The following is a 25,580-nucleotide window of genomic DNA, read 5'->3' on the forward strand; positions in this document are numbered from 1 at the left end:
CGATTCGACCACGGTGTACTTACACCGTCCCGCGGGCGGCCCACGCGGTAGCGGTGACGGTGAACGGCCCACTACCCAGACTTTCGCGAGCCACTGATTCGAGACGTGCGCGAGCATCGTCATCGAGTCGCTGGACGTAGTCACCGGCAGGACCTACACCATATGTGTACGGCTCCCACCACTCCTCAAAAGTGGGGTGCACAACATCGATCGCGATGGAACCTTCTTGCACATCGCGCAGGCCAGCAGCGTCGAATAGTTCGGTCAGGTGCCCCCTGCGCGCCCCGGAGAGTAGCGATTCATCCTCAACGTCAGGGTCGATCATGTGGACCGCATCCCAAAACGGTGCCAGTGCGCCGGTCGGCCCGTCCCATACGCATGCCGCGACAACACCGCCACGCCGGGTCACTCTCGCCATCTGTCTGAGTCCGGCGACTGGATCCGTCATGAAGTGGACCACCAACTGCGCGAGAGCAGCGTCGAAGTCGGCAGTGTCGTACGGCAGTTCCTCCGCAGTACCTCGACGCACGTCGACGTCTGGCAAGCGCATACGGATCGCATCGATGAACGGCGGTGAAGGATCGACCGCCGCGACCTCGGCTCCGGCCGAACGCAAGTGCGCCGTTAGGGCACCTGGTCCACAGCCGACGTCAAGCACCTTGTCGCCCACGCCGACCCCGGCAAATGACGCAAAGACCGCCGCAAGAGGCTCGGCATAACGGCCCATGTAACGGGCATAGGCCTCTGGCGGGACGACAAAACTCACCGCGCAATGCTACGTCGCAAGTGACGTCACGGAACACGTTCGTCGTTCTAAGTGGACTCGGTGAAAGCCACACTGACCGCAAGCTAAGGAGGTCGCGCCTGGCTCTAAAACCTGAGCAGTGCCTTATGGCCAGGCCGTGTCCAGCGCCTTTGAATGTTCTTCGGCCATTCGATGCCATCACTTGTTCAAAACGTTCTGGGGCTGGCGGGACCGACAACATCGCGACGGCACCGTCGACTGGATCTCACCAAACGGGCAGCGATACACCACCCATCCGGGCAGCCGACTCCTGTTCCCGACCCTGTGCCGGCCCACCGCACCGGTCGTCATCGATGACACCGTCGAACTGCCCGACGACACCGTCCGATGCTTGAAAATGCCGCGCCGCAAACAAACCCGCACCCAAAACCGGCAAAGAGCCATCAACGACGAACGCCGACACAACCAACCCCACGCCGACGAACGCCACCGACCCCCACCCTTCTAACGACGGCTGACTGCGACAGCTCAGGGCAGATCTTGGGTGCCGAGCTGATCGCGCGGCACCACGACCATCGGGATGTCCAACACTCGCAGCATCTTCGCGGCCGTCGATCCCAGGAACAACCGCCGCGGCGCGCTCAACCGGCTCGATCCCACCATGATGAGATCACCGTCGTGCCAGTCCAGTTTGGCGACCGCCTCCTCGACGCTACTGCCTGCAGCGATCATCGACCCGACCGGAAAGCCTTCGGCAAGAGCGCTTTTCGCAGTCTCCACGGTATGCCGGGCATGATCGAGGGCACGTTCGCGTACCGCTTCGTCGTCGCCGCGAAGCGTTCCGAACACCGGGTCCAGCGCGACGAGCGATACCAGCCGCAGCGGAGTGCCCGTCGCCGCGCTGAACCGAACCGCCGTGTCCAGCAGCAGATCCGCGCCTTCGCGCTCGCCGATCGCGCACGTCACCTCGCGGACCCGATCGATCGCGGAGTCGCGAATGCCCCTCGGCGCCACGACGACCGGAACGGGTGCCGAGTGCAACAACTCGTTGACCACCGAGCCCAGCGAATGGCTGCCCGCCAGCCCGCCGCCCGATCCGCCGACGACGATCAAGTCGCCCTCGACCCGCGCCGTCTCCTTGATGAGTCCGTCGGCCGACGAGTCGTCGAACCGGACGTGGCTGCGGACGACGACGTCGTCGGGCACGGACGCACACGCGGTCGCCAACCACTCCTCGGCCTGCTCGACCAGATGCTGCTCGTAGTCGCCGACGGGCTTCAGCGATGGAATCACCCGGTCGGGCGGAAGGATGATGCACAAATCGAGTTCGGCGCCGAGCGTTCGGGCCAAGCGGACGCCGAGCGCCAGCGCATCGGCACCCCCGGGGGTGGCCAGGTAACCCACGACAAGCCGCATAGCGGTCATCCTGTCAACTGGCGGCCGCGGACACCGGCGGATCGCCTCAATTCAGTCGTGGACCGGGAGGCCCGATCGAACCGCCTAGTTGTAACTCCTGGACAGGTTGTGAACGGCGTGGCTGACGCAAAGTAGGTGAGGACCTCCGGTATCGGTGTGGTTACCACACGCACATCGACACCGAAAGGTCCTCATGTCCCACGCTAATGCCTGTTTGACTCCCAAGGGCCGGTTGCGGCTCGCGTCGGCCATTGTCGACGGCGGCTGGACCTATGCGCGGGCCGCTGAGCGGTTCCAGTGTTCGACCGCGACGGCCAAGAAGTGGGCGGATCGCTACCGCGACGGCGGCGAAGCTGCGATGGCAGATCGCTCCAGTCGCCCGCACCGCAGTCCGCGACGCCTTGCTCAACGCCGGGAGCGCCGGATTGTCAAAGTGCGCTTCACCCGCCGCTGGGGCCCGCACCGCATCGCCGCGCATCTGCGCCTGCCTCGTTCCACCGTCGAGGCGGTGCTGCGCCGCTACCGGATGCCGCTGCTGCGCCACCTTGACCAGGCCAGCGGGCTGCCGGTGCGCCGGCCCAAACCCCGCCGTTACGAGCATCCTGCCCCCGGAGACCTGGTTCATGTGGACATCAAGAAGCTGGGCCGCATCCCCGACGGTGGTGGGCACCGCAAACTGGGCCGCACGCTCGGAAACCGCAACAACAAAAAAACACGGCCGTGGTTATGCCTTCTTGCACCACGCGGTTGACGACCACTCCCGGTTGGCGTATTCGGAGATCCTCGACGATGAACGTAAACAGACCGCTGCGGCGTTCTGGAGCCGGGCCCAGACCTTCTTCGCCGACCACGGCATCACCGTCAAGCGCGTGCTGACCGATAACGGATCGTGTTATCGGTCAGGGCTTTTCGCATCTGCCCTCGGATCCGAAATCGCTCACAAGAAGACCAGACCTTATCGTCCCCAGACCAACGGGAAAGTGGAGCGATTCAACCGCACCCTCAACCAGGAATGGGCCTACGCCGACACCTACTTCTCCGATGAAGCCCGCTCAGCGACCTACAAGGGCTGGCTGCATCACTACAATCACCACCGACCCCACACCGGCATCGACGGAAAGACACCCATCGAACGCCTACGCGTTCACAACCTGCCCGTGAAGAACACCTAGTGCTCCGACGGCGACTGCTTCGGTATGGCGTCGACTACGGTCGATGACTGCTCCGGTACCGCATTCGCTACACCAGAGACCTCATCTCGGGCCGCCGCAGATGCCTGTCCCGGCACCGCTTTAGCCGCCGCAACCACCAATTGTTTCCGCTTGACCCAGAGCCAAACCGCCATACCTATCGCCCCGACGACAAAGAACGGCGCACCGATCACGGTCGACATGTTCCGACTCATGCCCTACCTCCTCAGCATGCTGTTTGTCACGCTACGCCGACGGGGCGGCGTGGGTGGCAGGACGGCAATGGAGGCGCCGGCTCGCAGGCGTACGGCGCGCCGTAGAGACGTTTCGTCCGATCGCTCACGAGGTACCCGGCACGTGTCCCGACCGACGGCTCAGCTGCCGGCGGTTCGGGTGCAAAGGAGAAGTGTTATGAGCGGTGCAGACAAGGCCAGGAACCAGGCGCAAGGCCTCCTCGGCAAGGTGAAGACAGCCTTCGGCAGATTCACCGGTGACAGAACCATCGAGAACAAGGGCAGGGGCGACCAGACGAAGTCGGACCTCAAAGGAGCCGGTGAGAAGGCCAAGGACGCCTTCAAGAAGAAGTAGGCCGCTAACTTTCCCACGCCCGGTCGGACACCGACGCACCGCCAATCAGTCGCGGTACTCGGCGGCACCGTCTTCGAGCACCAGACGCGAGTTGGCGCCGTCCGGATCGCAAGCCTCGGTGCGGAACACGGCGCGCCCGGACTCCGTGCGCCAGATCCACGTCGTCAGCGTCTCGCCCGGGAACACCGGCGAGGTGAACCGGGCGTCGATCGCGGTGACCTTGGTGGCGTCGCCGCCGCCGAGTTCGGCGACCAGAGCGCGTCCGGCGACCCCGTAGGTGCACAGCCCGTGCAGGATCGGCTTCGGGAAACCGGCCAGTTCCCGAGCGAACCAGGGGTCGCTGTGCAGCGGGTTGCGGTCACCCGAGAGCCGGTAGATCAAGGCCTGGTCCTCGCGCGTCGGCAACGCGATCCGCGCATCGGGTTCGCGGTCGGGGATTTCGGGTGCGACGGGCCGCTGCCCTGGCTGCCCGCCGAAGCCGCCCTCGCCGCGGATGACGGCCGTGGTGAAGGTTTCGACGACCACCTTCGACGTCTCCGGATTGCTTCCGGTCGCCTTCAGCATGACGATCGCGTTCTTGCCCTCGCCCTTGTCCTGGATGTCGGCGACCTCGGCGACGACGCTGAGCTTGCCCGCGGGCGGCAGCGGCTCGTAGAGGCGGATGCCCTGCGATCCGTGCAGGAGCATCGCGAAGTTGAAGGTGCCGATCTTGGCCGCGGCCGCGAACGGCAGGCACGCGATCACCGCGTAGGTGGGCAGCACCTGCTGCTCGATGTCGTGGCTGTTCTCGGTGGTGAACTGAAGATCGTCGATGCCGGCGCCGACGCCCAGCGCATAGAGCAGGGTGTCGCGGTCGGTCCAGTCGAACAGCTGCGGGTCGGTCTTGGCGCCGATGGCGTTGGGGTCGAGGGCCATACCCGAACGATATCCGCCGGACGACAACCGCTCCGCGAGACGCCATTGACCTTTACCGCGCCGGGGGCCACGATGGCTCGCATGCGCTATGTCGTTACCGGCGGTACCGGGTTCATCGGCCGGCGGGTGGTGTCGCAACTCCTGGCGCGCGCCACCGACGCCGAGGTGCTGGTTCTGGTCCGCCGCGCCTCCCTGTCCCGGTTCGAACGGCTGGCGGCGGACTGGGGTGAGCGGGCGAAGCCGCTGGTCGGTGACCTGACCGCGCCAGACCTCGGGTTGACGGACGACGTGCTCGGCGGTCTGGGCGACGTCGACCACCTCGTCCACTGCGGCGCCGTCTACGACATCACCGCATCCGACGCCGACCAGCGCGCCGCCAACGTCGACGGCACCCGAGCGGTGATCGGCCTGGCGCGCCGCCTCGACGCGACGTTGCACCACGTGTCGTCGATCGCCGTGGCGGGCAGCCACCGCGGCGAGTTCACCGAGGACGACTTCGACGTCGGCCAGGAGTTGCCGACGCCGTACCACCAGACCAAGTTCGAGGCCGAGGCACTGGTGCGCGCCGCGAAGGGCCTGCGGTTCCGCGTGTACCGGCCCGCCGTCGTCGTCGGCGACTCGCGGACCGGCGAAATGGACAAGGTCGACGGCCCCTATTACTTCTTCCCCATCCTGGCCAAGCTGGCCAAGCTGCCGTCGATCACACCGATGGCGTTGCCCGACAGCGGCCGGACCAACATCGTTCCGGTCGACTACGTCGTGGAGGCGCTCGTCGCGCTCATGCACCTGCCGGACCGCGATGGCGATACGTTCCACCTCACTGCGCCGAAAACCATTGGGCTGCGCGGCATCTACCGCGGCGTGGCCAAGGCGGCCGGACTGCCGCCGCTGCTGGGCTCGCTGCCGCGCGCCACCGCGGCACCGCTGTTGAAGGTCAGTGGACGCGCAAAGGTGGTGCGCAACATGGCGGCCACCCAGTTGGGGATTCCCGCCGAGATCCTCGACGTGGTGGACCTCGCACCGACGTTCACCTCCGAACGGACCGCAGAAGCGCTGCGCCACACCGGCATATCCGTGCCGGAGTTCGCCTCCTACGCCCCGGTGCTGTGGCGGTACTGGGCCGCGCACCTCGACCCGGACCGCGCCCGGCGCGACGACCCGGCCGGCGCGCTGGTGGGCAGGCACGTCATCATCACCGGCGCCTCCAGCGGCATCGGGCGGGCGTCGGCGATCGCGGTCGCCGAGCGCGGTGGATGCGTGTTCGCGTTGGCGCGCAACGCCGATGCGCTCGACGAGCTGGTCGCCGAGATCCGGGCGGCCGGCGGGCAGGCGCATGCGTTCACGTGCGACGTCACCGACTCGACGTCGGTCGAGCACACCGTCAAGGACATTCTGGGCCGGTTCGGCCACGTCGACTACCTGGTCAACAACGCCGGACGGTCGATCCGGCGCTCGGTGGCCGCCTCGACGGACCGGCTGCACGACTACGAACGGGTGATGGCGGTCAACTACTTCGGCGCGGTGCGTATGGTGCTCGCGCTACTCCCCCACTGGCGCGAGCGACGATTCGGTCATGTCGTGAACGTGTCGAGCGCCGGTGTGCAGGCGAGCAGCCCCAAGTACAGCGCTTACGTGCCGACCAAGGCCGCGCTGGACGCGTTCGCCGACGTGGTCGGCACCGAAACCCTTTCGGACCACATCACGTTCACCAACATCCATATGCCGCTTGTCAGGACACCGATGATCGCCCCGTCGCGTCGGCTCAACCCCATGCCGCCGATCAGCGCCGAGCACGCGGCCGCGATGGTGGTGCGTGGCCTGGTCGAGAAGCCCGCCCGCATCGACACCCCGGTCGGGACCCTGGCCGACGTCGGCATCTTCTTCACTCCCAAGCTGTCGCGGCGCGTGCTGCACCAGGTCTACCTCGGGTATCCGGACTCCGCCGCGGCGCGGGGCATGACCACCGAGCCCGCCGCGGCCCGCACCCCGCGGCGCCCGAGGCGCCCCGCGCGCCGGATGGGAGCGACGCTGCGGGTGCCGCGACGGGTCAAGGCCGCGGTGCGGTTGGTACCGGGCGTGCACTGGTAGGTGCCGCGCGCGGGGTGGCCGGGGTTCCCTAGGGTGGTCCGCGTGACGCTGCCCGTGTTCATCGACGTCGACACCGGTGTCGACGACGCGATGGCGCTGGCGTACCTGTTCGCCAGCGCGGACGCCGAACTCGTCGGGATCGCCTCCACGGCGGGAAACGTTCCCGTCCAACAGGTCTGCCGCAACAACTTGGCTCTGTTGGACCTGTGCCGGATGCCCGACGTGCCGGTGTCGAAGGGCTCCGAGCAACCGGTCAACGCGCCGTTGCGCACCGCGGAGGACACCCACGGTCCCGAAGGCCTTGGCTACGCGCGGCTGCCGCGGACCGACCGGCAGCTCACCCTCTACGACGCCGCCGAAGCGTGGGTGCGCGCGGCACGGGAGCATCCCGGCGACCTGGTCGCGGTGGCCGTAGGCCCCCTGACCAACCTGGCGCTCGCGATGCGCCGCGAGCCCGCCCTTCCGACGTTGCTGCGCCGACTGGTGATCATGGGTGGCGCCTTCGATTACCGCGGCAACACGACCCCCGTGGCCGAGTGGAACGTCAGCGTCGACCCCGAAGCCGCCGCCGAGGTGTTCACCGGATGGTCGTCGGCGTGGCCCGACGGGCGGCCCGGGCATCTGCCGATGGTGCTGGGCCTCAACCTGACCGAGAACATCGCGATGACCCCGGCCCTGCTGCGTCGGCTGGCGATCCAGGCCGGTTCGTCGTCGACGTCGATGAGCGTCGCCGACGACCGCGGCACCCGGTCGTCGGCGTCCAATCCGCTGATCGCCGCGCTCGAGGACGCGATGCGGTTCTACTTCGAGTTCCACTTCGACCAGGGCGAGGGTTATCTCGCGCACCTGCACGACCCGCTGGCCGCCGCGGTGGCACTGGACCCCGACCTCGTCGGGTGCCGCGCCACCACCGTCGACGTCGAACTGACCGGCACCCTGACCCGCGGCATGACCATCGCGGACTGGAGTCACCGGTGGGGTCGAGAACCGAACGCGCTCATCGGTGTTCAGGTCGACCCCGAAGCGTTCTTCGAGCGCTTCATCGGTCGGGTCGGCACGTTCGCGCGACGGCTGGGCTGACCCGGCCCGACGGACGAACCTGCACCGTCAGCCGACGAACACCCACACGGCGGCCGCCAGGAAGAGCAGCACGAAGATCGCGATGGCGACGAGGCTGACCACAGCCGTGGGGGTGATCCGGCTCCTGGGCCGGGGTTCGACGGCCCCCACGCCGGCCGTCTGCGACGAGTCGGGGGGCGTCGACCCGGGCGGCACACCGCCTCCGGGCTCGAGGCCGGGCGTGTCGGCCGGGTCGGGATCCGGGGGTATGGCGGTCATCGGTGTGCGCATACCCCGTGGCTCGGCGACTATTCAGGGTTACTCGTAAATCCCCTCGACGTACCACCTCCTCTGCCGGTAACACAGCAGCAGGGCCTGGCCCACCTCGCCGTCGAGCAGCACCTGTGCCCTTGCGGTGCGCCCCACCTTGGCGTGGTCGGGATCCCACCACCGTTCGTCGACCGGCCACGGCCCCGCCCACCATGCCAATTTGCCTGCCAACCTGCCCTCGCCGGCGACCTTGCCGGACCCGGTCAGCCGCGACGGGTGGGCGGAGAACAACCCGCGGGCGGTCACCCGCACCGGACGGCCGTCGGCGTCGAACAACTCGACCGGATCGTCGAGCAGCACCGTCGGCGACGGTTCGGGCAGCCGGCCGGGCCACGGCTGACGCGGGTCGGCCCGCGGCACCGGTTCGTCGCCCAGCGGCGTCAACGTGATGCGTTCGGCGGGTCCACGGCCCCCGCTGAGCACCGGCACCTGTACCGCCTCCGGTCCGAGCAGACCCTGCACGCGCACCAGCGCACGGCGGGCTCGCATCCGGTCCTCTTCGCCAACGCCGCCCCACAGTGGCAGCTGCAGCGCCTCGGCCGAGACCACCTCCACCGGGCGCAGCCGGATCACCGTGACGGCTGCGGTGGGCCGGTCGGTGGGATTGCGCCTGTTGAGCCAGCCGTCGAGTTGCCACCGCACCCGGTCGGCGGTGGCGTCCTCGGTCAGCGGTTCGGCACACCGCCAAACCCGTTCCAGCTCTTCGCCGTTGGCGGTGGTGGCGCGGATGGCCAGGCGGGTGCAGCCCACTCCGGCCGCCGCCAGGCTGCGGTGCAGGTCGGACGCCAGCGACCGCCCGGCGAACGCGGCGGCGTCCACCCGGTCGATCGGCGGGTCACAGTCCATGACGGCGTCGAGTTCCGGCTCGGGTTCACGGCCCGACGGGCCCCGGGCCGGCTCCCCGCGGGCGAACTGGTGCGCCACCACTGCATCGGCCCCGAACCGCGAGGCGACATCGCTGCGCGACAACGCCGCGAACTGACCGATATTGCGAATTCCCATGCGCCACAATAAGTCCGCCAGATCATCGCGGCCGGGGGCGGCCAGGCTGGGCTCGGTGGACAGTTGCCGTATCGACAGCGCCGCCAGGAACCGGGCGTCCTGCCCGGGTTCGACGATCCGCCCCGCCCGCGCGGCGAGGACCGCGGTGGGCAGCTGGTCGGCGATGCCGACCTGACATTCGGCACCGGCCGCGGCCACCGCGTCGACCAGACGTTCAGCGGCGGCCTGCTCGGACCCGAAGTAGCGGGCCGCTCCCCGGACCGGCAGCACCAGCAGACCCGGCCGCAGCACCTCGGCACGCGGCACCAGATCGTCCACCGCCAGCGTCACGTCTTCGAAATGGCGGGCATCACGTGCCGGGTCGGCGGCGACGACGTGCAGTTCCGGACACCGGGCCTGCGCCTCGCGGCGGCGCAGCCCCCTGCGCACCCCGACCGACCTGGCCGCCGCCGAACAGGCGATGACCCGATTGGCCAGCGTCACCGCGACCGGGGCCGTCGACGGCAGGTACGCCGCGGCCGCCGCGGCGACCGCGGGCCAGTCCATGCACCAGATGGCCAGCACGCGTGACTGCGACACTCATCCGCCCACTGCACGCCCGGAACCGAAGGACCGCCCCCTGGCCCGCATGGCCAGCCGCACCCGGCTGATCCGCCCGAACCCCGGACGGCCGTGCCCGGTGATCTCATAACCGCACACCCGAGCCTCCAGCCGGGCGGAAGCGCCCTCCCAGTCACCCTCGGTGACCAGCAGGGTGCACCCCTTCTGCCGGGCCCTGGCCACCACCGCCCGAGCCCGGGTGGCGGGCACCGAGCGTCCCCCCAGACCGAGCACGACCAGGTCCATACCGTCCATCAGCACCGCCGCCACCTCGACCGGGTCGGCGCCGGGTTCGGGGACGACCGCGATCCGGCTCAGATCGGCGCCCATCTCCACGGCCGCCAGCAGGCCGACGTCGGGTTGCCCGACGATCGCGGCGTGCCCGCCCTGCGCCGTCACCGCCGCCACCATGCTCAGCGGCAGTGACCGGGCACCCGACACCACCGCCACGGTCCCGCGCGGCAACGGCGCAGGTAGCAGTTCAGCGAGTGATTCGGGCACCGGCAGCAAACTTTCCGAGGCCGGCAGCTCGTCGTTCGACGGCACCGCCCCGCGCCGGCCGCCGCCCACCTTGCCGGACACCGCGGCCATTTGTCGACGCAGGTGTTCGACCTGCTCAGCGCGGGTAAGCTGGCGCTGGTCCAGGTTGACCGCTGCTGTCACAGCAGCACCTCCTGCATCGTCTGACTCACGGGCTATTCGAATATATGTTCGATACCCCGAGTAAACACCCGCCCACCGACAGCGTCAAGCGCGCGGGAGTCACCCAATCCACGCCATTGTCAATTGATGACATTGACAAATGTCACCATTGGGTGCTGCACTGAGGCCGTGCTCAACGAAGAGCCCGAAGCGGCCTCCGCCATGCGCCGGATCGCCGCGTTCATCTCGCAGTCGTTGCACGGCATCGGTATCGACCAGGTTGCGGGGTGAGGCATGATCTTCGGACGCAAGCGCAGCCACAACGCAACCGCCGTCATCACCGGCGCGGGCAGCGGAATCGGCGCCGCGTTCGCCGGCGAACTCGCCCGCCGCGGTGGCCGGGTCGTCTGCAGCGACGTCGACGAGGTATCGGCCCGCGCCACCGCCGACGCGATCAATGCCGATGGCGGACAGGCGATGTCGCTGCGGTGTGACGTCTCACGATTGGGCGACGTCACGGCCCTGGCCGACGAGGCGCAGACGTGGTTCGGCGGTCCGCCCACGTTGGTTGTCAACAACGCCGGAGTGGGTGCCGGCGGTCTGCCGATCGGCGAGACCGGCCTCGACGACTGGCACTGGGTGCTCGACGTCAACCTGTGGGGGCCCATCCACGGCTGCCATGTGTTCGCGCCGATCCTGCGCGATGCGCACTACGGCGGAATCATCAACGTCGCGTCCGCCGCCGCTTTCGGCGCCGCACCGGGAATGGCGGCCTACAACGTCAGCAAGGCCGGCGTGCTGTCGCTGTCGGAGACCCTGGCCGCCGAACTGAGCGGCACCGGCGTGAACGTCACCGTGCTGTGCCCGACGTTCGTCAAGACCAATATCGTCGAGGCCGGCCGGATCTCGGACAAGTCCACCCAACTGGCGAGCCGGCTGATGCGCTGGACCGGCTTCTCCGCCGACCGGGTGGCCCGCATGTGCCTGGACACCCTCGACCGTGGCGGCCTGTACTGCATGCCGCAGCCCGATGCCCGGATCGGCTGGGGCATCAAGCGTTTCACCCCGACGGTGTACACCCGCGCCGTCGGCCTCACCACCCGCGTCACGAGCTAGGAGGCAGCGATGGCGATCGACATGGACGCAATGCTCGACAAGATCAAGGACCGGCAGTGGGCGCTGGCCGACATCGACTGGGAGGCCCCGGGGGCGGAGATGATCACCGACGAGCAGCGCCCCAGGCTCAAGGCCTTCATGGCCGACCTGTGCTGGATCGAGAACATCGGCGCGCGCGGGTTCGCCGCGCTGGCCAGGAAGGCGCCGACGCCGACGATCGCCGAGATCTACCGCTACTTCCACGCCGAGGAGCAGCGGCACGCGAACGCCGAACTCGCGCTGATGAAGCGGTGGGGCATGCTCACCGACGGCGAAGTCCCCGAACCGAATGTCAACATCCGGTTGGCCATCGAGTGGTTGGACCGCTGGGCCGACGACATGCCGCTGTCATTGCTCGGCACCGTGATTCCCATGCTCGAGGTCGCGCTCGACGGCGCACTGCTGAAGTTCCTGCTCGACGAAGTGCACGACCCGGTCTGCCATCAGGTCTTCGAGAAGATCAACAATGACGAATCACGGCATCTCGTCGTCGATTTCGAGGTTCTCGACATGATCGGCCACGCGAAGACGCGCCGACTGGCCATCGAACTGGTCGGCAACGTGGCGTCGCCGGGGCTGATCGTCGGGCTGCTGATCGGTGCACCGCTGATCAACCGGATCCGCAACGAAATAGTCGAGATGGGCATGGAACCCGAGCGGCTGTACCGGGCGGTGAAGCGCTTCAGGGAACTCGGCGATCGCGGTGAATCCACCTGGCGCGTGCCGACCTACCAGTTCCTCCGGCGCTACGCGGGCGTGGTCACCAACCCGCGCCATCCGTACCACCTGCTTGCCAACTCGATGGTGTGGCTGTCGGACCAGTACCCGCGGCCGCTGCTGCCGTCGGTGCCCAGTTGGGTCAAAGAGGTCACCCACGAGCCGGCGGCCTGACATGCGCATCCACGACACGCTGATCGTCGGCGCCGGCTTCACCGGCATCGGCGCCGCGATCAAACTCACCGAGGCCGGCGTCGACGATCTGGTCGTCCTGGAGCGCAGCGACCGGGCCGGTGGCACCTGGCGCGACAACACCTATCCCGGTGCGGCCTGCGACATCCCGTCGCTGCTGTACTCGTTCTCGTTCGTCAAGAACCCGAACTGGTCGCGCTCCTATGCTCCCGGCGACGAGATCCGCGACCACATCGAGGAGATGGTCGACGACTTCGGTCTGCGCCGCTTCATCGAGTTCGGCACCGAGGTCAACGGTCTGCACTTCGACGAGGCCGAGGGCGTCTGGACGGTGAAAACCACCGGGCGCAAGCGGTTCAAGGCACGCGCCGTGGTGCTGGCCTCCGGCCCGCTGCCGGATCACACCTGGCCCGAGATCCGCGGCTTGGACAGCTACCGGGGTCACAAGATCCACAGCGCGCGCTGGGATCACGACTACGACTTCACCGGCAAGCGGGTGGCCGTCATCGGCACCGGCGCCAGCGCCGTGCAGATCGTGCCGGAACTCGTCAAGCGGGCCGGGTTCGTCAAGGTGTTCCAGCGGACACCGGGCTGGGTGCTGCCGCGGCTGGACATCGCCACGCCGCCCGCCGCCCGGGCAGTGTTCGCGAAAGTCCCTGCGGTGCAGGACCTTACCCGGCAGGCGTTGTTCTGGGGTCATGAGATCACCGCCACGGCGCTGGTGTGGGACACGCCGCTGACCGGGCTGGTGGCCCGCCTGGCCAAGGCGCATCTGCGCCAGCAGGTCAAAGACCCGTGGCTGCGCCGCCAGCTCACCCCCGGCTTCACGCCGGGCTGCAAGCGGATGCTGATGTCGAATGACTACTACCCCGCGCTGCAGCGCGACAACTGCAAGCTCGTCGACTGGCCGATCGCCACGGTGAGCCCGGCCGGCATCCGCACCAGCGACGGCGTCGAGCACCACCTGGACTGCATCGTCTTCGCCACCGGTTACGACGTCCACCTCACCGGTCCGCCGTACCCGGTCACCGGCATCGGCGGGCGCTCGCTCGGCGACGAGTGGGCTTCGGGCGCGCAGGCATACAAGAGCGTCAACGCCCACGGCTACCCCAACCTGTTCTTCATGACCGGGCCGAACTCGGGTCCGGGCCACAACTCGCTGCTGGTCTACGTCGAGGGCCAACTCGATTACACGGTGCGGGCCGTCACGACGATCCTCGGCGAGCGACTGCGCTACCTCGACGTCCGCAAGGACGTCCAGCAGCGCTACAACGCACGCATCCAGCAGCGTCTCACCAAGACCACGTGGATGTCGGGGTGCAGCAGTTGGTACCTCACTGCCGACGGGTTCAACGCATCGATGTACCCGGGGTTCGCGACCCAGTATCTTCGACAGATGCGGGATTTCCGGCTGGACGACTACGTCGTGATGAGGCGGGCCGCCCAGAATGCCCTCGACGCGGTGACGACATCGGCCTGATGTGACAGCTCGACAGCCGCGACCACAGGCGGGACCGATCTCGGCGATCCTCAACGGACTTCGTCGCGCACCCAAGCGCGTGCGGCGGGGCTCCCGCGACATCATCGAGAGCGCCGTGTCGCAGTTGTTCGACGCCGCCGTGCAACCCCACGGCGTCGAGGAGTCCGGCGAGTACCGCATCGAGGAGCTGGCCCGCCTCGCCGGCACCACCACCCGCAACATCCGGGTGTACCGGGACCGCGGTCTGTTGCACCCTCCGCTGCGGGTGGGCCGGATCGCGCTGTTCAACGACACCCACCTGACCCGGCTGCGAATGATCACCTCGCTGCTCGACCGCGGCTACAACATCGCGCACGTGCACGAGATGCTGTCCGCCTGGGAGCAGGGCAAGGGCGTCGGCGACATGCTGGGGCTGGAGTCCGCGATCGCGGGTACGTGGGCGACGGAGAAACCCGAGCGCATGAGCGTCGCCGATGCCAGGCGGCTGGTCGACGACGAGGCCGGCTTCGACCGGTTGGTCGGCCTCGACCTGATCAAGCTCGAAGACGGGGAGGCGGTCGTCGTGCGCCCCAAGCTGATCGAGGCGTTCAACGACATCCGGCAGTACGGGGTGGCCACCGACAAGCTGATCGACCTGCACGTGCAGATCGCCCCGCTGGTCGATCAGATCAGCGGGGTCCTGGTGCAGGCGGGAATCGAGGAGGTGCTGCACCGCATCAACCCCGGCGCCGCACTGCCTCCGGATACCGAGATCGCCGAATTGATCTCGATGCTGGTGCGGTTCCGCACCACGGCGGTGTCCGCGGTGTCGGCGACGCTGGCGTTCTCGATCGAGTCGACGATCGAGTCGGCGGTCGGTCAGATCCTCGGCGACCTCATCGATTCAGAGGCCCCGCCGGACGAACGAGCCTGATCACTCCCACTCGATCGTGCCCGGCGGCTTGCTGGTGACATCCAGCACGACCCGGTTGACCTCGGCCACCTCGTTGGTGATCCGGGTCGAGATGCGTTCCAGCACCTCGTAGGGGACCCGCGTCCAGTCCGCGGTCATGGCGTCTTCGCTGGACACCGGCCGCAACACGATCGGATGGCCGTAGGTTCGGCCGTCGCCCTGCACCCCGACCGACCGGATGTCGGCCAACAGCACGACCGGGCACTGCCAGATCTGGTTGTCCAGGCCGGCGGCGGTGAGTTCCTCGCGCGCAATCGCATCCGCGCGCCGCAGCGTGTCGAGCCGGGCGGCGGTCACCTCACCGACGATCCGGATGCCCAGCCCCGGGCCCGGGAATGGTTGGCGCGCAACGATTTCCTCGGGTAGTCCGAGCTCACGACCCACCGCGCGGACCTCGTCCTTGAAGAGCAGGCGCAGCGGTTCGACGAGCTTGAACTTCAGGTCGTCGGGCAGGCCGCCGACGTTGTGGTGACTCTTGATGTTGGCCGTGCCCGAGCCGCCCCCGGACTCGACCACGTCGGGATACAGCGTGCCCTGCACCAGGAAGTCGACCTCGGGACCGCCGTGACCGACGCTGTCTTCCACGAGGCCGCGCACGGCCTCTTCGAACGCGCGGATGAACTGCCTGCCGATGATCTTGCGTTTGCCCTCGGGGTTCGTCACACCTGAGAGCGCCTCGAGGAAGCGGTCGGCTACGTCGACGGTGACGAGGTTGGCCTTCGTCGCCGCGACGAAGTCGCGCTGCACCTGTGCGCGCTCCCCCGCGCGCAGCAGGCCGTGGTCGACGAACACGCACGTCAGCCGGTCGCCGATGGCCCGCTGCACCAGCGCGGCGGCGACCGCGGAGTCCACTCCGCCGGACAGGCCGCAGATCGCGCGGCCGTCCCCGATCTGTTCGCGCACCTGCTCGACGAGCGCGTCGGCGATGTTGGCAGGTGTCCATGTCGAGTCGATACCGGCGAATTCGTGCAGGAAGCGGCTCAGCACCTGTTGGCCGTGCGGGGTGTGCATCACCTCCGGGTGATACTGGACGCCGGCCAATCGCCTGCCGCGATTCTCGAACGCCGCGACCGGCGCACCGGAACTGACGGCCACCACCTCGAAACCCTCGGGCGCCTCGGTGACCGCGTCACCATGGCTCATCCACACCGGCTGGGTGGCGGGCAGATCCGAGTGCAGTTCCCCGCCAGTCACTTTCAGCTCGGTGCGGCCGTACTCACTGGTGCCGGTGTGCGCCACCGTCCCACCGAGCGCCTGCGCCATCGCCTGGAAGCCGTAGCAGATCCCGAACACCGGCACATCGAGGTCGAACACTTCGGGGTTGAGCTGCGGGGCGCCGTCCTCGTAGACGCTGGCGGGCCCGCCGGACAGCACGATCGCCTGCGGATCGCGGGCCTTGATCTCCTCGACGCTGGCGGTGTGCGGGATCACCTCGGAGTACACCCGCGCCTCGCGGACCCGTCGGGCGATCAGCTGGGCGTACTGCGCTCCGAAGTCGACCACCAATACGGGCCGGGGAGATGCTGTCGTCACCCGGACAGTCTAGTTGGCGGCTCGCAGGTCACACGTGCAGCGCGGTGAACGGTTCAAACGGCAAGTTGCGCACCACAAACCACGCCAACGTGAGCACCATCGCGACCGGAGCGGACCACCGCAGATGCTGCCAGCCGCGCATCGCTCTGCCCACCGCCCGGCCGTACACCCACACCGCGTACGCCCAGAACAGCAGCACCACCGCAAGCACGCCGAGCGCGTTGAACCCCACGGCCGCCGGTAGGTCGAGATGCAGCAGCGAATAGATCATCCGGAGGCTGCCGCAGCCCGGGCAGTCGATGCCCAGCAGCGCCTTGGTCGGGCACACCGGCAGCACGCCGCCGGGGACGGTGGGATCGGCCAGCCAGATCGCGGCACACCCGCACGCCGCGGCGGCGGCGACCGCCAGCGGTGCGACGAACGGGTGTACGTGTGTCACATGCTGTAGGACATTCCGCCCGCGAGGGCGATGACGGCGTAGATGATGCCGACGACCACACCGGCGATCGCGCCGTAGATCGCCCACTTCTTGGCGTCGTCGGAGGCCTTCTGCGCCTGGGCGTACTGGCCCTGCGCCCACAGCCCCGACACCTTGGCGGCGTTGATGATCGACACGATGCCGAACGGCAGGCAGCACAGGACGGTCACCAGGATTCCCCACACCAGGTTGCTGTCCGGCTGCTGTGCGGGCACGCCGCCCTGCGGAGCGCCGTACCCGCCGTACCCGGGAGGCGGCGGAGGTGGCGGCTGCTGGGGCGGATAGGTCATCGTGTCCCTTTTCTCGAGTAGCACCCGTGCGGTGCCGGCCTTCCGAACGGCGAGCCCGCTCAATATATGGCACCCGTTTGCTGTGCGCGCGGGGTTTGATGGGGGGATGCCGCCGGTGGGTATGCCCGCGCGCGATAACGGGAATGGAGGGTTAGTGCCAGACAACCGCAGCCTCGGTCTGCCCGACCAAGTCCGTGCCGCTCTGTTCGACCTCGACGGCGTGCTGACCGACACGGCGAGCGTGCACAAGAAGGCGTGGCAGGCGATGTTCGACGACTTCCTGCGCCAACGGGCCGAACGCGGCGGCGTCGCGTTCGTCGCGTTCGACGTCGACGCCGACTACCTCACCTACGTCGACGGCAAGAAGCGCGAGGACGGGGTGCGGTCGTTCCTGGCCAGCCGCGGTATCGACCTCCCCGACGGCGATCCGGGCGATGACCCGCACTCGGACACGGTGTTCGGGCTCGGCAACCGCAAGAACGCCATGTTCCAGCAGGTGCTGGATCGCGACGGCGTCGAGGTTTTCGAGGGCTCGCGCCGCTACCTGGAGGCGGTTGCCGGGTCCGGATTGGGGATCGCGGTGGTGTCGGCGAGCGCCAACACCCGCCAGGTGCTCGAGTTGACCGGCCTGGACCGGTTCGTGCAGCACCGCGTCGACGGCGTCGTCCTGCGCGACGAGCACCTCGCGGGCAAACCCGCGCCCGATTCCTTCCTGCGCGCCGCCCAGCTGCTCGACATCGAGCCGAGCGCCGGTGCGGTGTTCGAGGATGCGCTCTCCGGCGTGGCGGCCGGGCGCGCCGGACATTTCGGCCTGGTGGTGGGTGTCGACCGAGTCGGGCAGGCAGAAGCGTTGCGCCGCAACGGGGCTGACATCGTGGTCACGGACCTGGCCGAGTTGATGACGTCATGATCAACAACGACGTCTTTGCGATCGAGCCGTGGCAGGTCCGCGAAACATCGCTGGATCTGTCCATTCTCGCGCAAACCGAGTCGCTCTTCGCGCTGTCGAACGGCCACATCGGGTTGCGCGCGAACCTCGACGAAGGCGAGCCACACGGCCTGCCGGGCACCTATCTCAACTCGTTCTACGAGGTCCGGCCGCTGCCGTACGCCGAGGCGGGCTACGGCTACCCCGAGGCCGGTCAGACGGTGGTCGACGTCACCAACGGCAAGCTGATTCGACTGCTCGTCGACGACGAACCGTTCGATGTCCGCTACGGCGAACTGCTCGAGCACGAGCGCGTCCTCGATCTGCGGGCCGGCACGCTCGAGCGCACCGCGCACTGGTGCTCCCCTGCGGGCAAGCGGGTGAAAGTCCTTTCCACGCGGCTGGTTTCGCTCACCCAGCGCAGCGTCGCCGCGATCGAGTACGTCGTGGAGGCACTCGACGAGTTCGTCCGGCTCACCGTGCAGTCCGAGCTGGTCGCCAACGAGGAGCAGCCGTCGTCGTCGCGCGATCCGCGGGTCGCGGCCGTGCTCGACAAGCCGCTGGAGCCGGTGCAGCACGAGCACTCCGACGGCGGCGCGATCCTGCTGCACCGCACCCGGCAGAGCAAGCTGATGATGGCCGCGGCGATGGACCACGATGTCGAGGTCCCTGGCCGCGTCGAGGTCACCACCGGTGCCGGTCCGGACTGGGCCAACACCACGGTCATCTGCGGTCTGCGGCCGGGGCAGCGACTGCGGATCGTCAAGTACCTGGCCTACGGCTGGTCGAGCCTGCGATCGCGGCCCGCGGTGCGGGACCAGGCCGCCGCGGCGCTGAGCAGCGCCCGCTACACCGGATGGCAGGGCCTGCTCGACGCGCAGCGGGCCTACCTCGACGACTACTGGGACGGTGCCGACGTCGAGGTCGAGGGGGACCCGGACTGCCAGCAGGCGGTGCGGTTCGGGCTCTTCCATGTGCTGCAGTCCAGCGCCCGTGCCGAACGCCGCGCGATCCCGGGCAAGGGCCTGACCGGCACCGGCTACGACGGCCATGCGTTCTGGGACACCGAAGGCTATGTGCTGCCGCTGCTCACCTACACGCAGCCCTCGGCGGCCGCGGATGCACTGCGCTGGCGCGCGTCGATCCTGCCGCTGGCCAAGGAGCGCGCTGCGCTGCTGGACCTCGCCGGCGCCGCGTATCCGTGGCGGACGATCCGCGGGCAGGAGTGCTCGGCGTACTGGCCGGCGGGTACCGCGGCGTTCCACGTCAACGCCGACGTCGCGATGGCATTCGAGCGGTACCGCGTCGTGACCGGCGACGACTCTCTCGAGCAGGAGTGCGGCCTGCGGGTGCTCGTCGAGACCGCCCGGTTGTGGGCCTCGCTCGGCCAGCACGATCGGCACGGAGTCTGGCACGTCGACGGGGTGACGGGACCCGACGAGTACACGGCCGTGGTGCGCGACAACGTCTTCACCAACCTGATGGCCGCGCACAACCTGCGGACCGCCGCGGCGGCCTGTCTGCGCAACTCCGAGGCGGCCCACGCGATGGGCGTCACCACCGAGGAGATGGCCGCCTGGCGCGACGCAGCCGATGCCGCGCACATCCCGTTCGATGAGGAACTCGGGGTGCATCCGCAGCACGAGGGCTTCACCACCCTGCGCGAATGGAACTTCACCGTGAACACCACTTATCCCCTGCTGTTGAACGAGCCGTACGTCCGCCTGTATCCGGCGCAGGTGCTCAAGCAGGCCGACCTGGTGCTGGCGATGCACTGGCAGGGGCACGCGTTCACCGCAGAACAGAAGGCGCGCAACGTCGATTACTACGAACGACGAACCACCCGCGACTCGTCGCTGTCGGCGTGCACGCAGGCCGTGATGTGCGCGGAGGTCGGACACCTCGAACTCGCTTACGACTACGCGCACGAGGCGGCGCTGATCGATCTGCGCGATCTGCACCACAACACCCGCGACGGCCTGCACATGGCCTCACTCGCGGGGGCGTGGACCGCGCTGGTGGCCGGGTTCGGCGGGCTGCGCGACGACGAAGGCCTGCTCTCGCTCGACCCGCGGCTTCCCGACGGCATCTCGCGGTTACGGTTCCGGTTGCGGTGGCGCAACTTTCGCATCACGGTCGACGTCGGCCACGACGACGTCACCTACACCCTGCGCGACGGGCCGGACTGCGCGCTGAGTATTCACCATGCCGGCAAGGAGCTCGAGTTGAACACCCAACGCCCGACGACGGTGGCCATCGAACGTCGCGAACCGATGCTGCCGACGCCGCAGCAGCCGCCCGGTCGCGAACCGCTGCGCCGCCGCAAACGCTGAGAAGCGCCGGGAAACCTCAGGCCATCTGTTTGTGTTGCGGCAGACCGCCGGTGGCCTCGAACACCACGCGCTTGCCGATCTCCACAGCGTGGTCGGCGTAGCGCTCGTAGTACCGGCCGAGCAGCGCGACGTCGACCGCCGAGCACACCCCGTCCTGCCACTTGTGGTCGATCAGCAGCGTGAACAGATGCCGGTGTTCCCTGTCGACGGCGTCGTCCTCGTCGCGCAGCCGGGCGGCCTTCTCGGGATCACGCGACAACAGCACCTCCTGGGCGGTGCGCGCGAGTTGCACCGCTTTCGAACCCATCTCGGCGAAGCTGGCGCGGACGTCTTCGGGCAGGGCGCAGTCCGGGTGACGCAGCCGCGAGATGCCTGCCACATGGACAGCCAGCGCGCCCATCCGGTCGATGTCGGCGGCGATGTGGATGGAACCCACCACGGTTCGCAGGTCACCGGCGACCGGCTGCTGCAGGGCGAGCAGTCGCAGCGCTGTCTCCTCGGTGCTCCGGTTCAACGCGACGATGTGCTCATGGTCGGCGATGACCTGCTCGGCCAGCGACAGATCGGCTTCGAGCAGCGCCTGAGTCGCGCGCTCCATCGCGCTCACCGCCAGCCCGCACATCTCGCCGAGCTGGCCGCACAGGCCCGCCAGCTCCTGGTGAAACGCGGTACGCATGGCCGACTCCTCTCGTCGTGGAGCCACACTGCCCCCTAAGAGGGGGCTAGTTACCCGATTTCTCGTATTTCTAACCAGCCGATGTGACCGGTTCGATCGGCAACCACCGCAGCGCGGCGGGCGCATCTGCGGGCACCACCGGATGTTCCGGCGGCACCGGCGTGAGTCGCCGGTACGCCTGACCCTGCGCCGGCCGCGGATCCGCCTGCCCCTTGTTGGGCCACAGCGCCGCCGCGCGCTCGGCTTGGGCGGTGATCGAAAGCGACGGATTGACACCGAGATTCGCCGAGATCGCCGCCCCGTCGTGGACCGACAGCGTCGGGTAGCCGTACACCCGGTGGTACGGGTCGATCACACCGTGTTCGGCGCTGTCGCCGATCGCCGCGCCGCCGAGGAAGTGCGCGGTGAGCGGGATGTTGAACAGCTCACCCCAGGTACCGCCCGCGACGCCGTCGATCTTCTCGGCGATCCGCCGGGTCACCTCGTTGCCGACCGGGATCCACGTCGGGTTGGGCGCGCCGTGGCCCTGTTTGGAGAGGAAGCGCCGGATGCCGAACCGGTTCCGCTCGGTGAACGTGGTGATGGAGTTGTCCAGATGCTGCATGACCAGGGCGATGACGGTGCGCTCACTCCATCGTCGCGGGTTGAGCAGCCGCGCGGTACCGCGCGGGTCGGCCTTGGCGTTGACCAACAACTGCTTCCACCGTGGCACATCGGTGCCCTCGGGGCCGGCGCCGTCGGTCATCAGGGTCTGCAGCAGCCCCATCGCGTTCGAACCCTTGCCGTAGCGCACCGGTTCGACGTGGGTGTCGGGCGTGGGGTGGATGGACGACGTGATCGCCACACCGTGGGTCAGGTCCAGATCCGGTGCCACGGAAAGACGCCCGGCGCCGACGATGGATTCGGAGTTGGTGCGGGTGAGCACGCCCAGCTTGTCGGACAGCCTGGGCAGCTTGCCCTTGTCGCGCATGTTGAACAGCAGCCGCTGCGTGCCCCACGTGCCCGCGGCCAGCACCACGTGCCGTGCGGTGTAGGTCTTGCGTTTGCGCCGCAGCCACGCGCCGGTTCGGGCGGTCCGCACGTCCCACAGCCCGTCGGGCCGCTGCTCGAAACCGGTGACGGTCGTCATCGGGACCACCTCGGCCCCACCGCTTTCCGCCAGCCCGAGATAGTTCTTGAGAAGGGTGTTCTTGGCGCCGTAACGGCAGCCGGTCATGCACGAGCCGCACTCGATGCAGCCGGTGCGCGCGGCCCCCGCACCGCCGAAGTACGGGTCGGGCACCGTCTTGCCCGGCGCCTTGGTGCCGTCGGGACCGAAGAAGACCCCGACCGGCGTGGGCACGAAGGTGTCCCCGACGCCCATGTCGTCGGCGACGGCCTTCATCACCCGGTCGGCGTCGGTGAACGTCGGGTTGGTCACCACGCCGAGCATCCGCTGCGCCTGGTCGTAATGCGGCATCAACTCGGCGCGCCAGTCGGTGATGTCCTTCCACTGCGGGTCGTTGAAGAACGGGTCCGGCGGCACGTACAGGGTGTTGGCGTAGTTCAGCGACCCGCCGCCGACGCCGGCGCCGGCCAGGATCATCACGTTGCGCAGCAGGTGGATCCGCTGGATGCCGTACATCCCGAGCCGGGGTGCCCACAGAAACTTGCGCAGGTTCCACGAGGTTTTGGCGAAGTCCTCGTCGGCGTAGCGCCGGCCGGCTTCCAGGACGCCGACGCGGTAGCCCTTCTCGGTGAGCCTCAGCGCGGTGACGCTGCCGCCGAACCCCGAACCGATCACCAGGACGTCATAGTCAGGCTGCATCGCAACATTATGACGTTACCGAGGGGTAACGTCTAGACAGGAGAGCCAAATTTGTAAAGTGCGAACGCCTCAGGCCACGGTCGCGGCGCCGCAGATCCCACACACCTCGAAGTGCCTGCGATTCCACCGCGCGACCGGAATGAAGAACAGCATGAACTGCCGGAACTCCTTCATCCGCGACCACTGCGTGGTGTTGTGGCAGCGGGGGCAGGTCCGGACCTCCCCCGCGCCGAGGAGTTGTTGTTTGGTGCCGAAGCCGAAGATGAAAAGCACCACAACGGGTTACCCCGAACAGAACTTTGCCAACGCAACCGTTCTGGCAAACCCCTGCAGGCAATCGGGCGAAGCCGCTGCACCGGTCCGCGAAAGGTCGTAGCATCCGCTTCTACGGGGGGCTTAACCGCCGCCACCCGCTTCGCCGGTGCACCGATCGGAGGGGTCGCGATGCCGCACGCACCGATTCTGAGCAAAGTCCCGATCCTCGTCGCCGCGGCCGCCGTCGCCGCAGCGAGTCTCACCGCCGCACCGCCCGGGCAGGCCGAACCCGGTTGCAGCCAGTACGGCTTCGACGGTCGGGTCGAACTCGCCGGCAGCAACGGCTGGTGGGTGAACTTCGACTCGACCGGATCGACGGCGACCGGTTCGGCGACGGTCTCGTTCGTCGACGGCGGCAAGGTCAGCGGAACGATCATCAGCGGCGGCGTGCAGGGCAGGACGGTGAACCTGTCGATCGTGTGGGGCGACAAGCCGAACAACATCTGGGATTTCAACGGCACGGTGGGTGACGACGGCCAGGTGCGCGGCGGGGGCCAACGCCTGCGCGACATCCCGTCCGACTACAGCGGCGAGGTGGCAGCGTCGTGGAGTTCGGTCACGAAGTTCAAGTGTCTGGACGCGCCGGCGCAGGCAGGCGGCAACTCCGCTCCGTCGGCACCGCCGCCGCCACCGCCGCCTCCCCCACCGGTCAAGTGCCCCAAAGGCTCACCCGCCGAGCAGGTTCCCGCCGGCCAGACCTGCCCCGTACCGAAAAACGCTGTCAGCGTGAGCTTCTCGCGGGCACCCATCCAATGGACCGTGAACGTCACGAACTCCGCGGACCTCGCCGGAAACTGCTCCTATGTGGCAACGGCCGACAACGGCACGCCGGGAGCCAGCAAGACCTTCACCATCGACCCCAAGGGCACGGCCAGCTTCACGGTTCCCGCGCCGGCGCCGCTCACCACCTACCGCGTGGTGACGTCCTGCACCGGCCTCTACGACGGCCAGACCATCGAGTTCGGGCGCGACGAACAGGACGTGTCGCTGTAACGGCCGGAGTCAGGCGCCAACGGTCAGCCCGACCTTCTGGAACTCCTTGAGATCGCAGTACCCGGCCTTGGCCATCGAACGGGCCAGACCGCCGACGAGGTTCAGCGAGCCGAACGGATCGTCGGACGGCCCGTTCAGCACCTGCGCCAGCGACGGTCGCTCGCCGACCGCCACCTGGAGGAAGGCGCCGCGCGGCAGCGAGGGGTGCGCCGCGGCGGCGGGCCAGAACCAGCCGCCACCCAGCGCCTCGGCCGCACTGGCCAGCGGGGTCCCGAGCACGACGGCGTCGGCGCCGCAGGCGATCGCCTTGGCCAGGTCACCGGAGGTGTGCATGTCGCCGTCGGCCAGCACGTGCACGTACCGCCCGCCGGTCTCGTCGAGGTACTCCCGGCGTGCGGCGGCCGCGTCGGCGATCGCGGTGGCCATCGGCACGCTGATGCCGAGCACCTCGTCGCTGGTCGTGACGCCGGACGTCGAACCGTAGCCGACGATCACACCGGCCGCGCCTGTGCGCATCAGATGCAACGCGGTGCGGTGATCGAGCACGCCGCCGGCCACCACCGGCACGTCGAGTTCGGCGATGAACGTCTTGAGATTCAGCGGCTCCCCGTCGGAGGCCACGCGCTCGGCGGAGATGATCGTGCCCTGCACGACCAGCAGATCGATTCCGGCGGCGACCAGCGCCGGGGTCAACGAGCGCGCGTTCTGCGGGCTGACGCGCACCGCCGTCGTCACGCCGGCGTCCCGGATGCGCGCGACGGCCGCTCCGAGCAGGTCCGGGTCCAGCGGCGCCGCGTGCAACTGCTGGAGCAGCCGGATCGCCGCCGACGATTCCGGCTCCTTGTCGGCCGCCTCGATGACCTGGGCGATCTTGGCCTCGACGTCGGCGTGCCTGCCGATCAGGCCCTCGCCGTTGAGTACGCCCAGCCCGCCGATCCGGCCCATCTCGATGGCGAACTCCGGCGACACCAGCGCGTCGGTCGGATGCGCGACCACGGGGATCTCGAACCGGTAGGCGTCGAGCTGCCAGGCGGTCGAGACGTCCTTGGACGACCGGGTGCGCCGCGACGGGACGATGTTGATGTCGTCGAGTTCGTAGGTGCGACGGGCGGTTCTGCCCATGCCGATTTCAACCATGTCGCGCATGGCGGGACTC

The 25,580-nt window shown here is 68.5% G+C and carries 25 protein-coding genes and 1 pseudogene; 11 read left to right on the forward strand and 15 right to left on the reverse strand.

Translation table 11 applies throughout. The features are described from left to right. Positions 1–19: 19 nt before the first annotated feature. The 3 genes from ABGB19_RS20830 to ABGB19_RS20840 all read right to left on the reverse strand — a co-directional run bounded on the left by ABGB19_RS20830 (position 20) and on the right by ABGB19_RS20840 (position 2,161). Positions 20–766 (reverse strand): class I SAM-dependent methyltransferase, encoded by a 747-nt coding sequence (locus ABGB19_RS20830; RefSeq protein WP_347687897.1) that lies wholly within the window; start codon positions 764–766, stop codon positions 20–22. A 244-nt stretch (positions 767–1,010) separates the two neighbouring features. Continuing rightward, entirely contained in the window at positions 1,011–1,235 is a 225-nt protein-coding gene (locus ABGB19_RS20835; RefSeq protein ID WP_347687898.1) for a hypothetical protein, read from the reverse strand. 38 nt (positions 1,236–1,273) lie between these two features. Beyond that, a complete protein-coding gene (locus ABGB19_RS20840; protein ID WP_347687899.1) occupies positions 1,274–2,161 on the reverse strand; it encodes a universal stress protein in 888 nt (295 codons plus the stop codon). 193 nt (positions 2,162–2,354) lie between these two features. On the opposite strand from ABGB19_RS20840, the pseudogene ABGB19_RS20845 reads away from it, so the two are divergent. Continuing rightward, positions 2,355–3,333 (forward strand): annotated as a pseudogene (locus tag ABGB19_RS20845) (IS481 family transposase). Here the strand turns inward: ABGB19_RS20845 and ABGB19_RS20850 are convergent. Continuing rightward, positions 3,330–3,566 (reverse strand): hypothetical protein, encoded by a 237-nt coding sequence (locus ABGB19_RS20850; protein ID WP_347687900.1) that lies wholly within the window; start codon positions 3,564–3,566, stop codon positions 3,330–3,332. The pseudogene ABGB19_RS20845 and the gene ABGB19_RS20850 sit on opposite strands and share 4 nt — an antisense overlap. 196 nt (positions 3,567–3,762) lie before the next feature. Here ABGB19_RS20850 and ABGB19_RS20855 point away from each other — a divergent pair, with 196 nt between their 5' ends. Continuing rightward, the gene (locus ABGB19_RS20855) at positions 3,763–3,939 is read left to right on the forward strand and encodes a CsbD family protein (protein ID WP_347687901.1); all 177 of its coding nucleotides are present in this window, start codon (positions 3,763–3,765) and stop codon (positions 3,937–3,939) included. A gap of 45 nt (positions 3,940–3,984) precedes the next feature. Here ABGB19_RS20855 and ABGB19_RS20860 read toward each other — a convergent pair whose 3' ends face one another. Further along, complete coding sequence (locus ABGB19_RS20860; protein WP_347687902.1) at positions 3,985–4,854, reverse strand: MaoC/PaaZ C-terminal domain-containing protein; 870 nt, start codon at positions 4,852–4,854, stop codon at positions 3,985–3,987. Between the two features lie 81 nt (positions 4,855–4,935). Here ABGB19_RS20860 and ABGB19_RS20865 point away from each other — a divergent pair, with 81 nt between their 5' ends. Together ABGB19_RS20865 and ABGB19_RS20870 are read left to right on the forward strand one after the other, a co-directional pair. Next, positions 4,936–6,942, forward strand: a complete 2,007-nt coding sequence (locus ABGB19_RS20865) for an SDR family oxidoreductase (RefSeq protein ID WP_347687903.1) — start codon at positions 4,936–4,938, stop codon at positions 6,940–6,942. Positions 6,943–6,984: 42 nt separating this feature from the next. Next, on the forward strand, positions 6,985–8,022 hold the full coding sequence (locus ABGB19_RS20870; RefSeq protein ID WP_347687904.1) for a nucleoside hydrolase: 1,038 nt from the start codon (positions 6,985–6,987) through the stop codon (positions 8,020–8,022). A 27-nt stretch (positions 8,023–8,049) separates the two neighbouring features. Here ABGB19_RS20870 and ABGB19_RS20875 read toward each other — a convergent pair whose 3' ends face one another. The 3 genes from ABGB19_RS20875 to ABGB19_RS20885 are packed head-to-tail and all read right to left on the reverse strand — an operon-like array spanning position 8,050 to position 10,596. Next, entirely contained in the window at positions 8,050–8,280 is a 231-nt protein-coding gene (locus ABGB19_RS20875) for a DUF6480 family protein (protein WP_347687905.1), read from the reverse strand. A 39-nt stretch (positions 8,281–8,319) separates the two neighbouring features. Next, entirely contained in the window at positions 8,320–9,879 is a 1,560-nt protein-coding gene (locus ABGB19_RS20880) for a DNA polymerase Y family protein (RefSeq protein ID WP_347688040.1), read from the reverse strand. A gap of 33 nt (positions 9,880–9,912) precedes the next feature. Further along, positions 9,913–10,596 carry a hypothetical protein gene (locus tag ABGB19_RS20885; RefSeq protein WP_347687906.1) on the reverse strand — a complete coding sequence of 228 codons (684 nt, stop codon included), beginning with the start codon at positions 10,594–10,596 and terminating at the stop codon, positions 9,913–9,915. A 273-nt stretch (positions 10,597–10,869) separates the two neighbouring features. On the opposite strand from ABGB19_RS20885, the gene ABGB19_RS20890 reads away from it, so the two are divergent. The 4 genes from ABGB19_RS20890 to ABGB19_RS20905 are packed head-to-tail and all read left to right on the forward strand — an operon-like array spanning position 10,870 to position 15,032. After that, positions 10,870–11,691 (forward strand): SDR family NAD(P)-dependent oxidoreductase, encoded by an 822-nt coding sequence (locus ABGB19_RS20890; RefSeq protein ID WP_347687907.1) that lies wholly within the window; start codon positions 10,870–10,872, stop codon positions 11,689–11,691. A gap of 9 nt (positions 11,692–11,700) precedes the next feature. Next, complete coding sequence (locus tag ABGB19_RS20895; RefSeq protein ID WP_347687908.1) at positions 11,701–12,621, forward strand: ferritin-like domain-containing protein; 921 nt, start codon at positions 11,701–11,703, stop codon at positions 12,619–12,621. A gap of 1 nt (position 12,622) precedes the next feature. After that, on the forward strand, positions 12,623–14,119 hold the full coding sequence (locus ABGB19_RS20900; protein WP_347687909.1) for an NAD(P)/FAD-dependent oxidoreductase: 1,497 nt from the start codon (positions 12,623–12,625) through the stop codon (positions 14,117–14,119). Between the two features lies 1 nt (position 14,120). Next, positions 14,121–15,032: a MerR family transcriptional regulator gene (locus ABGB19_RS20905; protein WP_347687910.1), complete on the forward strand. Its 912-nt coding sequence runs from the start codon at positions 14,121–14,123 to the stop codon at positions 15,030–15,032. Here the strand turns inward: ABGB19_RS20905 and guaA are convergent, their stop codons facing one another. From guaA to ABGB19_RS20920, 3 genes are read right to left on the reverse strand one after another with little or no spacing between them, the layout of a single operon-like run. Beyond that, positions 15,033–16,604 (reverse strand): glutamine-hydrolyzing GMP synthase, encoded by a 1,572-nt coding sequence (gene guaA, locus ABGB19_RS20910; RefSeq protein ID WP_347687911.1) that lies wholly within the window; start codon positions 16,602–16,604, stop codon positions 15,033–15,035. Between the two features lie 28 nt (positions 16,605–16,632). Next, positions 16,633–17,043, reverse strand: a complete 411-nt coding sequence (locus ABGB19_RS20915) for a DUF2752 domain-containing protein (RefSeq protein WP_347687912.1) — start codon at positions 17,041–17,043, stop codon at positions 16,633–16,635. Beyond that, positions 17,040–17,372, reverse strand: a complete 333-nt coding sequence (locus tag ABGB19_RS20920) for a CD225/dispanin family protein (protein ID WP_347687913.1) — start codon at positions 17,370–17,372, stop codon at positions 17,040–17,042. The genes ABGB19_RS20915 and ABGB19_RS20920 overlap by 4 nt, the downstream gene beginning before the upstream one ends. Positions 17,373–17,526: 154 nt before the next feature. On the opposite strand from ABGB19_RS20920, the gene ABGB19_RS20925 reads away from it, so the two are divergent. Beyond that, entirely contained in the window at positions 17,527–18,282 is a 756-nt protein-coding gene (locus ABGB19_RS20925) for a beta-phosphoglucomutase family hydrolase (protein ID WP_347687914.1), read from the forward strand. Continuing rightward, positions 18,279–20,633 (forward strand): glycoside hydrolase family 65 protein, encoded by a 2,355-nt coding sequence (locus tag ABGB19_RS20930; protein WP_347687915.1) that lies wholly within the window; start codon positions 18,279–18,281, stop codon positions 20,631–20,633. Before ABGB19_RS20925 ends, ABGB19_RS20930 begins: the two co-directional genes overlap by 4 nt. Before the next feature lie 16 nt (positions 20,634–20,649). Here ABGB19_RS20930 and phoU read toward each other — a convergent pair whose 3' ends face one another. From phoU to ABGB19_RS20945, 3 genes are all read right to left on the reverse strand, one after another. Continuing rightward, positions 20,650–21,309: a phosphate signaling complex protein PhoU gene (phoU, locus tag ABGB19_RS20935; RefSeq protein ID WP_347687916.1), complete on the reverse strand. Its 660-nt coding sequence runs from the start codon at positions 21,307–21,309 to the stop codon at positions 20,650–20,652. A 70-nt stretch (positions 21,310–21,379) separates the two neighbouring features. Further along, positions 21,380–23,116 (reverse strand): GMC family oxidoreductase, encoded by a 1,737-nt coding sequence (locus ABGB19_RS20940; RefSeq protein ID WP_347687917.1) that lies wholly within the window; start codon positions 23,114–23,116, stop codon positions 21,380–21,382. Between the two features lie 69 nt (positions 23,117–23,185). After that, the gene (locus tag ABGB19_RS20945) at positions 23,186–23,389 is read right to left on the reverse strand and encodes a zinc-ribbon domain-containing protein (protein WP_347687918.1); all 204 of its coding nucleotides are present in this window, start codon (positions 23,387–23,389) and stop codon (positions 23,186–23,188) included. 171 nt (positions 23,390–23,560) lie between these two features. Here ABGB19_RS20945 and ABGB19_RS20950 point away from each other — a divergent pair, with 171 nt between their 5' ends. Then, the gene (locus ABGB19_RS20950; RefSeq protein ID WP_347687919.1) at positions 23,561–24,424 is read left to right on the forward strand and encodes a hypothetical protein; all 864 of its coding nucleotides are present in this window, start codon (positions 23,561–23,563) and stop codon (positions 24,422–24,424) included. Positions 24,425–24,433: 9 nt separating this feature from the next. Here the strand turns inward: ABGB19_RS20950 and ABGB19_RS20955 are convergent, their stop codons facing one another. Continuing rightward, the gene (locus ABGB19_RS20955) at positions 24,434–25,561 is read right to left on the reverse strand and encodes a GuaB3 family IMP dehydrogenase-related protein (RefSeq protein WP_347688041.1); all 1,128 of its coding nucleotides are present in this window, start codon (positions 25,559–25,561) and stop codon (positions 24,434–24,436) included. Between the last annotated feature and the right edge of the window lie 19 nt (positions 25,562–25,580).

Origin of the sequence: Mycobacterium sp. B14F4 (assembly GCF_039871645.1) — a bacterium.
Taxonomy (GTDB): Bacteria; Actinomycetota; Actinomycetes; order Mycobacteriales; family Mycobacteriaceae; genus Mycobacterium.

Bases quoted from the DNA above. Each gene is read 5' to 3' on its own strand.
- ABGB19_RS20930 (WP_347687915.1), top strand. From the start codon at position 18,279: ATGATCAACAACGACGTCTTTGCGATCGAGCCGTGGCAGGTCCGCGAA.
- ABGB19_RS20890 (WP_347687907.1), top strand. From the start codon at position 10,870: ATGATCTTCGGACGCAAGCGCAGCCACAACGCAACCGCCGTCATCACC.
- ABGB19_RS20955 (WP_347688041.1), bottom strand. From the start codon at position 25,561: ATGGTTGAAATCGGCATGGGCAGAACCGCCCGTCGCACCTACGAACTC.
- ABGB19_RS20850 (WP_347687900.1), bottom strand. From the start codon at position 3,566: ATGAGTCGGAACATGTCGACCGTGATCGGTGCGCCGTTCTTTGTCGTC.
- ABGB19_RS20940 (WP_347687917.1), bottom strand. From the start codon at position 23,116: ATGCAGCCTGACTATGACGTCCTGGTGATCGGTTCGGGGTTCGGCGGC.
- ABGB19_RS20875 (WP_347687905.1), bottom strand. From the start codon at position 8,280: ATGACCGCCATACCCCCGGATCCCGACCCGGCCGACACGCCCGGCCTC.
- ABGB19_RS20865 (WP_347687903.1), top strand. From the start codon at position 4,936: ATGCGCTATGTCGTTACCGGCGGTACCGGGTTCATCGGCCGGCGGGTG.
- ABGB19_RS20920 (WP_347687913.1), bottom strand. From the start codon at position 17,372: ATGACCTATCCGCCCCAGCAGCCGCCACCTCCGCCGCCTCCCGGGTAC.
- ABGB19_RS20860 (WP_347687902.1), bottom strand. From the start codon at position 4,854: ATGGCCCTCGACCCCAACGCCATCGGCGCCAAGACCGACCCGCAGCTG.
- ABGB19_RS20895 (WP_347687908.1), top strand. From the start codon at position 11,701: ATGGCGATCGACATGGACGCAATGCTCGACAAGATCAAGGACCGGCAG.
- ABGB19_RS20950 (WP_347687919.1), top strand. From the start codon at position 23,561: ATGCCGCACGCACCGATTCTGAGCAAAGTCCCGATCCTCGTCGCCGCG.
- ABGB19_RS20880 (WP_347688040.1), bottom strand. From the start codon at position 9,879: ATGGACTGGCCCGCGGTCGCCGCGGCGGCCGCGGCGTACCTGCCGTCG.
- ABGB19_RS20900 (WP_347687909.1), top strand. From the start codon at position 12,623: ATGCGCATCCACGACACGCTGATCGTCGGCGCCGGCTTCACCGGCATC.
- ABGB19_RS20855 (WP_347687901.1), top strand. From the start codon at position 3,763: ATGAGCGGTGCAGACAAGGCCAGGAACCAGGCGCAAGGCCTCCTCGGC.
- ABGB19_RS20840 (WP_347687899.1), bottom strand. From the start codon at position 2,161: ATGCGGCTTGTCGTGGGTTACCTGGCCACCCCCGGGGGTGCCGATGCG.
- phoU (WP_347687916.1), bottom strand. From the start codon at position 21,309: ATGCGTACCGCGTTTCACCAGGAGCTGGCGGGCCTGTGCGGCCAGCTC.